The sequence below is a fragment of the Bacillus sp. TE8-1 genome (genome assembly GCF_008368855.1).
Taxonomy (GTDB): domain Bacteria; phylum Bacillota; class Bacilli; order Bacillales; family Bacillaceae_G; genus Bacillus_A; species Bacillus_A cereus.
This window is the reverse complement of record NZ_QPET01000024.1, coordinates 24,646-36,545: the sequence shown is the minus strand read 5'-3', so window position 1 is coordinate 36,545 and position 11,900 is coordinate 24,646. Positions and strand designations below refer to the sequence as shown.

The window sequence follows — 11,900 nt, the reverse complement described above, 5'->3', positions numbered from 1 at the left end:
TGCTGAAGAAAGAAGGCATACTACATGGTATCTATTTCAAATCAACTAAAAGAAAAACTTATTTCCATCCGTCGACATTTACATGAGTATCCAGAACTATCATATGAAGAGTTCGAAACAACAAAAGCAATAAAAAATTGGTTAGAAGAAAAAAACATTACTATCATTGACTCCAATTTAGAAACAGGAATTATCGCTGAAGTGTCTGGTAATAAAAACGGGCCAATTGTAGCAGTTCGTGCTGATATTGATGCCCTTCCTATTCAAGAAGAAACACATTTGTCCTATGCATCTAAAGTACGAGGAAAAATGCATGCTTGTGGACACGATTTTCATACAGCTGCCATTTTAGGTACTGCTTTCTTATTAAAAGAAAGAGAATCTTCCCTAAATGGAACGGTTCGCTTCATATTCCAACCAGCTGAAGAAAGTAGTAATGGCGCTTGCAAAGTTATTGATGCTGGACATTTACGTAATGTGCAAGCGATTTTCGGCATGCATAATAAACCTGATTTACCAGTAGGTACAATTGGCATTAAAGATGGTCCACTGATGGCTGGAGTTGATCGATTTGAAATTGAAATTCACGGAGTTGGTACACACGCGGCTGTACCAGATGCTGGCGTAGATCCTATTGTCGCATCCTCTCAAATTGTGATGGCACTGCAAACAATTGTAAGCCGAAATATAAGTTCATCTCATAATGCGGTTGTTAGTGTTACAAATATTCACGCAGGAAATACGTGGAACGTAATTCCTGAAAAAGCTACGTTAGAAGGAACGATTCGCACGTTCCAAGCTGAAACACGTGAAAAGATTCCAGCACTCATGGAGCGTATTATTAAAGGTGTATCTGATGCATTAGGTGTAAAAACGAAATTCCGTTTTTATTCAGGTCCTCCTGCTGTTCACAACGATAAAGCTCTTTCAGACTTATCTACTCAAGTTGCCACAAAGATGAATCTTAATATCATCTCGCCTAGTCTATCAATGGCTGGAGAAGATTTCTCATTTTACCAACAGGAAATACCAGGTTCATTCGTCTTTATGGGAACGAGCGGTACACATGAATGGCATCATCCTGCTTTTACAATTAATGAAGAGGCACTGCCTATAAGTGCAGAATACTTTGCTTTACTAGCCGAAAGAGCACTTAAACAATTCTCATAAAAAAAGCCGTTCAAAGTGCATCTCAGCACCCTGAACGGCTTTTCTTATTAAGTTAAATCACGTTTTAAAAACACAGTATATGAAATACATAAAAATACGAACAAATAAAGTAGCAACATACATGATGCAAACGGGAATGTTACTCCATCAATAAAACTTCCGTTCTTTGAAATACTATATAAATCTGTGTTTGCTGGCAATAAATATTTCGCCCAGTTATATCTAGTGGCTGCTAATAACGCAATATTGCCTGATAAAGCAAGGAATAGTGAAATACCAATTGCACCTCCACTAGATCTCGTTAACACAGAAATCATAAATGCAAACGATGCGTACACAACCGTTGGTAACCACGATAAAACATAATATTTACTTGCTTCTACAAAAATGTTTTGTTTTATTATATTTCCATCTTGGAAAATAAACTCACTCCATGCAGGCTGTTGGAATTTATAAATAACAAGTCCACATAAAGCGGAGAAGATCATATTAAATATAAATAATAAAGCTGCAAATATAACGATTGCTAAAAATTTTGCTGTTAAAATTTTAAAGCGACTCGCTGGTCGTATCGTTAAAAATTTATATGTTCCCCAGCTATATTCATTCGCAAAAATTGTACTTGCATACACGAGGATAAATGGGAGCAAAATTGGAAATACGATAAAACCTGTATCTCTCATGAAAGAAAGTGGAGAACTGCTTGCCGGTGCTGTATCCGTATCTAAATGCTTCATCTTAAGCTGGTATTCTTTTACAAGCTCATCCCCTGATTTTTCTGCTAAAATAGCTTCTTTTTTCATGCCAAGCTTTTTCTCAATTTCTACAGTTCGTTCTGTATAATCTACTTTCCATCCTTTTGTTTCCGGTTCAAAATACTTTACCGTAACCCATCCTAATCCGATTATTAATACTGCAATAACTGCAAATGGAATAATCGTTCGCTTCCGCTTAAATATTTTATACAGTTCGTTATATACTAAATTAAACAATATCTTTTCCCCCTGTTAATTCTAAAAATTGCTCTTCTAACGTTTTTCTTTCTTCATATACACGATACACTTGAATATTTTTCTCAAGCAATGTACGAATAACATTTGGGATTTCTTCATCTTTTACATTAATAAGTAATTCATTATCTTTTACTAAAACATCATGCCCTAATATTTCTGCTGCTTTATTCGCATCATCTACACGTATACGGATCGTCTCCATCTCTTCGCTTTGGCTATGCTGAATATTTTGCGTAGCCACATATTCCCCGTGCTGAATAATGATAACTCTGTCACACATTAATTCAACTTCTGAAAGTAAGTGACTTGATACAAGTACAGCTTTTCCTTGTTCATGTGCAATTTTTTTTATGTACATTCTCATTTCATGTATTCCACTAGGGTCTAATCCATTTGTCGGTTCATCTAGTATCAACACGTCTGGATCGTGAATAAGTGCCTGAGCGATTCCTAAACGTTGTCTCATGCCGAGGGAATACGCTTTTACTTTGCGATCAATTACTTGTCCCATCCCTAACAATTTCACTACTTCATCGATACGTTCTTCGGTCACATTACCATTCATTCGTCCGAAATATGTTAAATTTTCATAGCCGCTCAAAAAAGGATAAAATTCAGGTGTCTCAATTACCGCTCCAATTTTCGCAGCTGTTTTTTCGAATTGCTGTTTCACAGATTGACCATCAATCCATACTTCACCTTCTGTCATACGAATCATACCAACCATCATTCTCATTAAAGTCGTTTTTCCAGCACCGTTTGGTCCGAGTAAACCGACAACCTCGCCTTTTTTCACTTCAAAACTAATATTTTGTACAAGTGTCTTTGATCCGATTCGCTTCGTTAACCGATCGACTTTTACAATTGATTGTTCATTTGTCATTCTATACAACCTTTCCTTCCCATTCTTTGTCAGGTCTTTTCACTGTAACATGATTATTTTTATGTGTAAAATGGAAAAAGGCATGATTTCTCATGCCTTTTTCTTGAAATGCAACGAATTTTTATCTTGTAAACTTTGAACAAATCGAAAACATTGCACCATCGATAATAGAAGGATAACAATCATAATTATACTCACTACTACTATTGCATATATTGTAATCGGTGCACTATTTATCCCTTGTATTCCTGCTATTCTTATAAAGATAATCGTAAATAATTTTAAAAATAACATCCCATTAACTAATCCAAAAACAAACGCTGCTCCATAAATGAATAATTGCTCCTGACATAATAAACATAGTACATCATTTCTCTTCCTATTCTCTGCTACATAAGATTTAACTTCTTCTTTCCTCACTTGCAGAAGAGAATAAGTCATTTTATATGTAATAAACGTACATATGAAAATGACTACGATAAACAACGTGTAAAAACACATTTGAAATAAAAGCGTAGTCCCTAATTCCCCAGCAACTACTTCATTAAATTGTAGCGATATCATAAAAAACAAAATCATAGTACTCATAGCAATCCACATAAATTGCTTTATCCTTTTGGTAGCAAATGTTCTAATATTTTTTCTCGCTAACCGACATAAAGACATAAAATTCTTCCCCTACCTTATTACATACGCATTCTATACTACTAGTGTATAAAAATATGACATTTTAAACATCGCACTACAATCGGAATTTCTTCTAAGTCTTTAGTCCTAGAAAACGAAATGATAAAAAATCACATTTAGAATATAATTGTAAAAAGGAGGAGATTGCATGCGTATAAAATTACTATCAATCTTGTGTTTATTATTACTCCCAAGTTGTAGCCAAATAAAAAACAATGAAGTTGCCATTGTTGAGCCATACAAATTAACAAAAGAGCAAGCTTCTATTTTACAAATGACTCCTTTTCAAGAAGGAAATAGCATGTTTTATAACGTTACGCTTAAACATGATAAAGATGAAATAAATGCTACAATTGATTATTATAACAATGGTAAAAAAACAAAAGAAATTGCTAATATAGCTACCTCACATTTTTCAAAAAAGAAAGTAAAGCTTTCTTTTTTACCACCACATTTCCAATTCGATAAAGATATACAAGAAAAAAGGCAGTGGTATATGAATATTGAAGGTGATTCAACGCTTGTTCATGAAGAAGCACCACCAAGCGTAAATAGCTCCGCAACTACTACAATCCAATCTATAAAAAATTTAAAATACAATCAAAAAACAATTTTAGCTGCTGTAATCCAAACAAGTAAAGAAACTGTAAGCGTCCCTACAATTGACGAAGACAAAGGTATTGATTTACTCTTAAAAGAAAATGAACACGTTTATCTATTTAGTATCGAGCTAAAAAAAGAACAATAAAGCGGAAATGCAACTTAAGTTGCATTTCCGCTTTATTGTTTAACAAGGTGTACTTTTATAAATCTGAATTAACTCCATTTTCTGTTACTACTATTACTCATCTTCTACTTCTATTCTTTTCTTCTCTCTTGCAATTTTTAAAAACTCTAGTAGCTCTGGATTACTATTCATTTTTTTGTAAGCCACTGACATTTCTGCCACAAAATTAGAATCATATAATTCTTTATATACAACTTCTGTTTTATATAACTTATTTGCCGATACGGGTATTACTGTAATTCCAATCCCTGCTGCTACAAGCCCCATAACTGTTTGATACTCTGTTGCTTCTTGTACAATACGTGGACTAAATCCAACTTCTCTGCAAAGAGATAAAATTGTATCATACAAAGCTGGCCATACTGGTCTCGTAATAAATACAAACGGCTCATCTCGTAAATCTTCTATATGTATTTCATCTTTCTCTGCAAGTGGATGTGCCTTTGGTAAACATAAGGTGCAAGATAACCTTTGAATTGGCTCTAATTCTAATAATTGTGTTGGAATTGGTGGACGTAAAAAGCCAATATCAATACGGTTATCATGAAGTGCATGAACTTGATCTGGTGTTGACAATTCATGTAATGCAACAGACACTCTCGGAAATTTCTTTCTATATTCCCTAACAATTGATGGTAAAATATCATATATCGCCGCACCTACAAAACCAATTGAAAGTGATCCTACTTCTCCCCTTTGCGCACTTTGTGCAACTTCTACTGCTTTTTCAATTTGTTCAAACGCTTTTTTTACTTCTTTTAAAAACATTTCTCCTGCTTCTGTTAGTTCAACCTTTCTTTTCGTTCTTGAAAATAATGTAACTCCCATTTCTTTTTCTAATTGCTGTATTTGTTGACTAAGTGGTGGTTGTGTCATTTGTAAACGAGCAGCTGCCCGTCCAAAGTGTAACTCTTCTGCCACAACAACAAAATATTGCAAATGCCGTAATTCCATTTTTGGACACCCTTTTCACTTTCGATTAATATGTCTAATATATTAATAACATATAATTTATATATTAGACAAATATTTTGAATGAACGTATAGTAGAAATTGTTAATTCTTTTTTACAATTTTTATGTAAAAAAAGAAAGAGGTGGTTACTGTATGAAATGGTGGAAGTTAAGCGGACAAATTTTATTACTATTTTGTTTCGCTTGGACAGGTGAATGGATTGCAAAACAGGCACACCTCCCAGTTCCAGGAAGTATAATCGGTATTTTTTTATTATTAATTTCATTAAAATTTAACCTAGTTAAAAAAGAATGGATACAGGACGGAGCAGATTTTTTATTAAAAGAACTTATTTTATTTTTCATCCCTTCTGCAGTCGCTGTCATACGTTACAGAGATACACTAACACAATATGGAATCGATCTCATTTTAATTATTATGATTAGCACTCTTTGCGTTACCTTAGTTACAGGACTTTTAACAGAATTGCTACTAAAGCGGAAAGGATCAACGCAATGATCGGATTTCTTTGTTTACTATTAACACTATTCACATATTGGATATCAAAAAAAATGTATCAACGTTGGAATTGGAGTCTACTTTCTCCTCTTCTCGTCTGTCCCATTATTTTAATTGCTTTATTGCTCGGATTAGATACACCTTATGAAACATATGAATCTGGTGGTCACTGGTTAACTGAATTATTAAAGCCCGCAACAGTTGCTTTTGCATGGCCAATCTATAAATATTTTGATTTATTAAAGAAACATGGAATGGCTATCTTACTTAATGTCATTGTCGGTTCGTTTTTATCAGTCATTACTTCAGCACTACTAGCAAATTATTTTCAAATTGATTCATCACTAGAACATAGTTTAGCGCCACATATCGTAACAACACCAATCGCAATGGCTATTTCAGAAATGATTGGTGGTATGTCACAATTAACTGCTGTATTTGTCGTTTTAACTGCCTTAACAGGAGCATTGCTCGGTCCTTCTCTCATACGTATTTGCCGTATTAAAACAGCAATCGCAAAAGGTATTATGTTAGGAACGAGCGCAAATGGAACCGGTACATCAAAAGCATTCGAAATCGGTCCTGTGGAAGGAACAATTGCAAGTTTATCCATGCTTTTAACAGCAGGCGCTAGTTTAGTTATCGTTCCGCTTTTCTTGTCTTGGATACATTAAAGAAGCAAGTATTTACATACTTGCTTCTTTATCTATATATTGGCACAGCAATTCATAATCCTCTGGAAAAGCTAAACACAATTGTTCAACTTCATGTATCCCTTTCCAAGCAATTTCATGTATTAACTTATCAGGATCTTGGATTTTCATATTACCACCTATTTGTTTAACAAAATAATAATGGACATACACTGGAACACCGTATGTAATACCCTCTTTTTCATATATTTTATTTACCACTTCCACATTGTAACCTGTTTCTTCCCAAACTTCCCTGATACAACATTCTTCTAGTGTCTCTCCCTTTTCAAGTCCTCCACTTGGGACAGACCATCTTTTTTCTTCTCCCTCTTTGCCCTGCAGTACCATTAAAACTTCATTTCTTTCATTTACACATACCGCTGCACTACCTATCCATCTCTCCATAAACATCCCTCCCCTACTAAAATTCGCCCTCTTTTTTATTTTCCCCTTGAAAAAAAGAGGAAAATAATAAAACAATGACGAAAAATTACATCAACTTCATAGACAATCCTTTTTTAGAAATTAAAACTGGAAGGATGAAAATATGATTTCTAATTATGTTGTGGAATGTGTCTTTTGTGAAGAAAATCGAAAGGCTCGCCAAGCTATTGTCACAGTTCCCGCGACTACTCAGCTACTAGCCATTGAAAAAGTGCGTGCGGAATGCAAACGTCGCTTCGGAAAAACTGTATTATTACAAACAGAAATTAAAGAAAAAATTGTTTTTGAACAAAAAGAAAGCCGACCATAAATTGGTCAGCTTTCTTATCCGATCATATTTTCACATGAAGATTAGGGGCATCCTCTTTAAGGATCGGGATTTTCCCATTATGTACGTTCCATAATGGTCATCGAACAATATATTTCTATGCAATTAACTATTGAATAGAATAGGGCAAAACTTGTTCGCATTTTTAGAAAAGGGATAGGGATATAATTCAAGTAGTACTTCGAATACTCGAACTTTACACTCATAATATTAAAACAAATCCTTTTATATGGGAAATATGAATTACCTACATAATTCATTCGTAAAATATATTAATAGTTTGCTATATTAATTTTATCCCGCTATTTGTAAGCAGTAACCCCCTACTTATTATAATTTCACCTTATTCCATCAATAGCATACATCCAGCTAAAACCGGTGTCATAATCATCGAAAACCTCAAAAGCATTCGCGGTGCATAATTTGTAAACTTCGCGCCAATATATGCCCCTAACATGGTCCCAATTAATACTTGCAATAACAATATATAATCTAAATATCCTTCCGAACTATATCCTAGACCGCCTCCAATTGCAATCGGTAATATAACAAGCATTGTTGTCCCTACAGATTGCTGAATCGTTAATCCCAATAGAACCATTAATCCAAGCTGAATAAACGGTGCAGAACCAATCCCAAATGAACCAGCCATCATTCCAGTAACTAATCCAAGGCATATACATTTCAACAAGTAGTTCATGGAAAACTTTTTATGCTTATATAAAGATGACTGTTCTTTGTTTTGGAACATAATTAATTTAATAAACATAAAAATTGCCGATAAAAATAACATCCCAGCTGTAAACCAATGAAGAAGATGTGCTGGTATAAGTGAACCAAATTTAGAACCAATATAAGAGCCAATTGCGCCAAATCCCCCAACAATCCCGCCTATAATAAATGCTACATTACCTTCACGGTAATGACTGACAACACCTGATAATGTCGTAAACGCCATTGCAGTTAAAGATGTTGCAAGAGCAACATGAATAGGAATATGAAATACTAAAGTGAGTATCGCGATAATAAACCCAGCTCCTCCAGCTCCAACAAATCCTAATAAAATACCCATTACTAACATTGTTATAATAATTGCCACAGACTTTCCCTCCAGTAACACAATTATCCATCATATTTATCCTTACATACAAATAAAAAGCATCCTAGATGGATGCTTTTTATTTCAATGATATGTACTTAATCTTGATTAATCAAAATAACCGCTGGACCAGCTACTACTACTCCAGCTACTTCTATTTTTTCAAATTCCTTTACTGTAATAGATATAACTCCTTCTCTTTCCATCAATTCTTTACTCAGGACATCAGTCGGGATTGCTTTCACCGTCTTACCTCCTTTTCATTTATACAATATGATAAAGTGAAACTTTCATCAGTGGGGTTTTTGTCCGTACTTATTGATTATTAACCCTCACCAATCGGGCGAATAATCGCCCAATGCATCTATATATATGCATCACCTCCGCTTTCATTCCTTATTCCACTCAAAAACCTTCTCCCCCTTCCTTGACATATTGAAAAATAAAAAAGAAGCTATAACATATAGCTTCCCTCCACGTTTCTTTAATCTTTATGCACCGTATATTCCATGACTTTACCATCTCTATCAAATTGTAAAATAAGCTGTTCGCTATCTATTGGAATAAAGCCACGTTCAGTCCCAAGATAATACAAAGTGATAACTCCTTCTTCCCCACTTCTCGTTTCCGTTGGGGCTCCTAACAATTGTGTAATTTCTTCATTTGATTTCCCTATTAATTTATATTTTTGTAATAGATCATCTACCATATGTACCCGCTTATCTGCATGATTTAACCATCTATTTTGATTAAACTTTGATGTATATTCATTTACACTTAGTTGTACAGTGCACACTATTAATGGTATGAGTGCTACTATTAACCCCCCCAACATTTGCTTCTTTTCTTCATTACGATTTTTAGAAACATATAAAATAGCCCTTTGAATCATGACTAATAAAACAAATGGTATGAATACTACAAAAATGCTCCTTACACTTAAGGGTATATGGACCATATCAATGACGAATATAAATACAATGTACATTATTACTATATATAAACAAAAAGAGACATACAAAATGCCACGTAGCATAGCGTTCAGAAAGATCTCCCCTTTTAACTCACTATATAATTCATCCGGCTAATCATTTCTTGAATCTGTTCTAATTCTTGCACTGTATATACTACTTCCCCTGCTAATATTTCATTTTTAAAGAACGTTACAATTTGCTCCCGATCTTTTAATCTAGGTGTTTCCTCACTAGAAAGGTCTACTATTTCTTTTCCATTTTTATTATAAAAATATACAACTGGTTTTACTTTTTCTTTTATACTATTAGCCTGCATTTCTTTCAAACCACTGTATAAAATTTGAGATAGTTTCTTCGCCCTATATACTGGATTCCCTTCATTTTTCACTTGTATAGTTGACGAATCTTTACCTACTATATATTCAAATGTCTCTTCTTTTTCAACTTCTTGTTGATACTTACCCATTTCATCAATCATAAATGAATATATACCCGCATTTTCTTTCGTTAAACCATGAATTAATTTCTCTTCCCATTCTTTCGTCTCAAGTAGATAAATACCAGTTTTGCACAAGATGAGATGATGGATTCGATTATCGTTTATTTCACTATTATTTTTAATAAAAACATTCGGCATGATTTGAATTTCAGCATCTAATATGGTGCCTTGCTCTATGAATCCTCGTTTCATATAATGTAATGTTTCGTACGTATTCATTTCAGCGCCGTTTTTAGTATATTCTCGTAGATTTGCAATTAGTTTTTGAAACATATGTATTTCGTTATTATGTTTATTTTGCATTTCACTACGTTCTTTACTATGCTGCACAGCTAATTGATTTTTCATCATACGCATATTTTCAATTTCTCTATTTGCACTTACTTGTAAATCATTGTATTTTTTCTGTTCCATATTTTTTAAATTATTTTGTTGTTCTTTATGCTCTATCACCGTAGCTGCAATTTCATTTTTATACGTTTCAATCGCTTGTTTCTTTTCAAATTCTACTTGCTGACTCTCTGATTCTAACTGTTTATTTTTATAAAACAGCACAAATACTACAGCTAATAATATTAAAACCGCACCTATTAGCACATAATTCATATTTTTACCCCTTTATTTCATGTTCGATTATTTTTTTATAAATATATCTATTATAGTATACTATGGTTTCGATATAGACTTTGTAAAAGTTGTATATTTTTAATAAAAGGCACCTCTGACGGGGCACCTTTTATTTTCACTCTATTGTACACCATACTGAATATAACTTGGATCGTAGTATATCCATTGATTTGTCCCTAAGCAAAGCCATCCATCTTGCTTGCTCCATACTCGATACGATTCACCATGATGTAACTGTCTTATAACATTTCCATTTAATGATGGAGCATCACGCAAATTTACATTATCACCAGTAATAGTCGCCACATAATGTTTATACTGAATATAACTCGGATCATTATATACCCACTGATTTGTCCCTAAACAAAGCCATCCATCTTGTTCTCCCCAAACTTCATATGTTTCGCCACGATTCAATTGGCGAATTACACTAGACTGCAAAGATGGTCCACTTCTCAAATTCACATGATCTCCATTAATTATAGCAACCCCGTACACTGGAGTTGCATTATTAGGCGGGGAAACATTACCTCCACCACTTGCTCCATTCCCTTTTAAAGCTTCTAATGAAACTGCAGCTGATACATCACAATTTCCTACGCCTGAAATTTGTCCAGAATCTGTGTACTGCCACGCTGTCCACGCTGTCCATCCACCAGCATCAGCAGGCGGTGTACTCGAGTATTTAGCAATCCAAAGCGGTATATCACTTAATCCGCTAATTCCGAACTCATTAATATACCAAACTCCTGTATATAACATTACATCTTTTCCAGTAGCCTGTTTCACATAATTTATGAAGCTTCTTGCCCAATTCGATATAGCGTTACCAGTTAAATTACTGTTACTCGGATCTGTTGGTGATTCTAAATCCAGAACTGGCATTAAGTCTGTCTGGTTATTTTGTAATATACTCACAAAATATTTTGCCTCTGAAATTGCATCATTTTGTTCTGGGCGTGCAAAATGGTATGCACCAATTAATACATTCGCATTTCGTGCTGCTTGTACATTCTTAGTAAAAGTAGGATCAATGTAGTTTACACCTTCTGTCGCTTTTGCATACGCTGCTGGAATTCCAGATGCCTTCACTGCATTCCAATCAATATTCCCTTCCCAATGAGACACATCAATAAACGTAACATTTGAACTTGATCTGTTTTGCATATAAAATCTCCTATCATTTTTTTACTTCGTATACATACAATATGTACAAGTTTC

15 protein-coding genes are annotated in these 11,900 nt (G+C 34.1%); 5 read left to right on the top strand and 10 right to left on the bottom strand.

Going from position 1 to position 11,900, the window contains the following annotated elements; genetic code table 11:
* Nucleotides 1-24: 24 nt before the first annotated feature.
* Nucleotides 25-1,170: a M20 peptidase aminoacylase family protein gene (locus DN404_RS22215; RefSeq protein ID WP_000253674.1), complete on the top strand. Its 1,146-nt coding sequence runs from the start codon at nucleotides 25-27 to the stop codon at nucleotides 1,168-1,170.
* A 47-nt stretch (nucleotides 1,171-1,217) separates the two neighbouring features.
* Here the strand turns inward: DN404_RS22215 and DN404_RS22210 are convergent, their stop codons facing one another.
* The 3 genes from DN404_RS22210 to DN404_RS22200 form a co-directional block, all read right to left on the bottom strand.
* Nucleotides 1,218-2,162 (bottom strand): ABC transporter permease, encoded by a 945-nt coding sequence (locus DN404_RS22210; protein WP_000482759.1) that lies wholly within the window; start codon nucleotides 2,160-2,162, stop codon nucleotides 1,218-1,220.
* Nucleotides 2,155-3,066 (bottom strand): ABC transporter ATP-binding protein, encoded by a 912-nt coding sequence (locus tag DN404_RS22205; protein WP_000180622.1) that lies wholly within the window; start codon nucleotides 3,064-3,066, stop codon nucleotides 2,155-2,157. Before DN404_RS22205 ends, DN404_RS22210 begins: the two co-directional genes overlap by 8 nt.
* A 90-nt stretch (nucleotides 3,067-3,156) precedes the next feature.
* The gene (locus DN404_RS22200; RefSeq protein WP_046392952.1) at nucleotides 3,157-3,732 is read right to left on the bottom strand and encodes an FtsX-like permease family protein; all 576 of its coding nucleotides are present in this window, start codon (nucleotides 3,730-3,732) and stop codon (nucleotides 3,157-3,159) included.
* Nucleotides 3,733-3,901: 169 nt separating this feature from the next.
* Here DN404_RS22200 and DN404_RS22195 point away from each other — a divergent pair, with 169 nt between their 5' ends.
* Nucleotides 3,902-4,501, top strand: a complete 600-nt coding sequence (locus tag DN404_RS22195) for a hypothetical protein (protein ID WP_016123238.1) — start codon at nucleotides 3,902-3,904, stop codon at nucleotides 4,499-4,501.
* Between the two features lie 93 nt (nucleotides 4,502-4,594).
* Here DN404_RS22195 and alsR read toward each other — a convergent pair whose 3' ends face one another.
* Nucleotides 4,595-5,494 (bottom strand): acetoin biosynthesis transcriptional regulator AlsR, encoded by a 900-nt coding sequence (gene alsR / locus DN404_RS22190; protein WP_000423234.1) that lies wholly within the window; start codon nucleotides 5,492-5,494, stop codon nucleotides 4,595-4,597.
* Between the two features lie 153 nt (nucleotides 5,495-5,647).
* On the opposite strand from alsR, the gene DN404_RS22185 reads away from it, so the two are divergent.
* Nucleotides 5,648-6,013: a CidA/LrgA family holin-like protein gene (locus DN404_RS22185; RefSeq protein WP_000872365.1), complete on the top strand. Its 366-nt coding sequence runs from the start codon at nucleotides 5,648-5,650 to the stop codon at nucleotides 6,011-6,013.
* Entirely contained in the window at nucleotides 6,010-6,687 is a 678-nt protein-coding gene (locus DN404_RS22180; protein ID WP_000578954.1) for an LrgB family protein, read from the top strand. The genes DN404_RS22185 and DN404_RS22180 overlap by 4 nt, the downstream gene beginning before the upstream one ends.
* 12 nt (nucleotides 6,688-6,699) lie before the next feature.
* Here the strand turns inward: DN404_RS22180 and DN404_RS22175 are convergent, their stop codons facing one another.
* The gene (locus DN404_RS22175) at nucleotides 6,700-7,113 is read right to left on the bottom strand and encodes an NUDIX hydrolase (protein WP_016123240.1); all 414 of its coding nucleotides are present in this window, start codon (nucleotides 7,111-7,113) and stop codon (nucleotides 6,700-6,702) included.
* A gap of 142 nt (nucleotides 7,114-7,255) precedes the next feature.
* Here DN404_RS22175 and DN404_RS22170 point away from each other — a divergent pair, with 142 nt between their 5' ends.
* A complete protein-coding gene (locus DN404_RS22170) occupies nucleotides 7,256-7,462 on the top strand; it encodes a DUF3903 domain-containing protein (protein WP_000625222.1) in 207 nt (68 codons plus the stop codon).
* A gap of 361 nt (nucleotides 7,463-7,823) precedes the next feature.
* On the opposite strand, the gene DN404_RS22165 is transcribed toward DN404_RS22170, so the two are convergent.
* The 5 genes from DN404_RS22165 to DN404_RS22145 form a co-directional block, all read right to left on the bottom strand.
* Complete coding sequence (locus DN404_RS22165) at nucleotides 7,824-8,579, bottom strand: sulfite exporter TauE/SafE family protein (RefSeq protein ID WP_149215471.1); 756 nt, start codon at nucleotides 8,577-8,579, stop codon at nucleotides 7,824-7,826.
* 98 nt (nucleotides 8,580-8,677) lie between these two features.
* Entirely contained in the window at nucleotides 8,678-8,824 is a 147-nt protein-coding gene (locus DN404_RS22160) for a BC1881 family protein (protein ID WP_000644411.1), read from the bottom strand.
* A gap of 239 nt (nucleotides 8,825-9,063) precedes the next feature.
* Nucleotides 9,064-9,615, bottom strand: coding sequence for a hypothetical protein (locus DN404_RS22155; protein WP_149215470.1), 552 nt, complete (start codon nucleotides 9,613-9,615; stop codon nucleotides 9,064-9,066).
* 23 nt (nucleotides 9,616-9,638) lie between these two features.
* A complete protein-coding gene (locus DN404_RS22150) occupies nucleotides 9,639-10,658 on the bottom strand; it encodes an NERD domain-containing protein (RefSeq protein ID WP_149215469.1) in 1,020 nt (339 codons plus the stop codon).
* Between the two features lie 141 nt (nucleotides 10,659-10,799).
* Nucleotides 10,800-11,846, bottom strand: coding sequence for a GH25 family lysozyme (locus DN404_RS22145; RefSeq protein WP_044306944.1), 1,047 nt, complete (start codon nucleotides 11,844-11,846; stop codon nucleotides 10,800-10,802).
* Nucleotides 11,847-11,900 lie beyond the last annotated feature (54 nt).

Coding starts and splice junctions, on each gene's coding strand:
- DN404_RS22215 (WP_000253674.1), top strand. CDS start 25: ATGGTATCTATTTCAAATCAACTAAAAGAAAAACTTATTTCCATCCGT.
- DN404_RS22205 (WP_000180622.1), bottom strand. CDS start 3,066: ATGACAAATGAACAATCAATTGTAAAAGTCGATCGGTTAACGAAGCGA.
- DN404_RS22200 (WP_046392952.1), bottom strand. CDS start 3,732: ATGTCTTTATGTCGGTTAGCGAGAAAAAATATTAGAACATTTGCTACC.
- DN404_RS22195 (WP_016123238.1), top strand. CDS start 3,902: ATGCGTATAAAATTACTATCAATCTTGTGTTTATTATTACTCCCAAGT.
- alsR (WP_000423234.1), bottom strand. CDS start 5,494: ATGGAATTACGGCATTTGCAATATTTTGTTGTTGTGGCAGAAGAGTTA.
- DN404_RS22185 (WP_000872365.1), top strand. CDS start 5,648: ATGAAATGGTGGAAGTTAAGCGGACAAATTTTATTACTATTTTGTTTC.
- DN404_RS22180 (WP_000578954.1), top strand. CDS start 6,010: ATGATCGGATTTCTTTGTTTACTATTAACACTATTCACATATTGGATA.
- DN404_RS22175 (WP_016123240.1), bottom strand. CDS start 7,113: ATGGAGAGATGGATAGGTAGTGCAGCGGTATGTGTAAATGAAAGAAAT.
- DN404_RS22170 (WP_000625222.1), top strand. CDS start 7,256: ATGATTTCTAATTATGTTGTGGAATGTGTCTTTTGTGAAGAAAATCGA.
- DN404_RS22155 (WP_149215470.1), bottom strand. CDS start 9,615: ATGCTACGTGGCATTTTGTATGTCTCTTTTTGTTTATATATAGTAATA.
- DN404_RS22150 (WP_149215469.1), bottom strand. CDS start 10,658: ATGAATTATGTGCTAATAGGTGCGGTTTTAATATTATTAGCTGTAGTA.
- DN404_RS22145 (WP_044306944.1), bottom strand. CDS start 11,846: ATGCAAAACAGATCAAGTTCAAATGTTACGTTTATTGATGTGTCTCAT.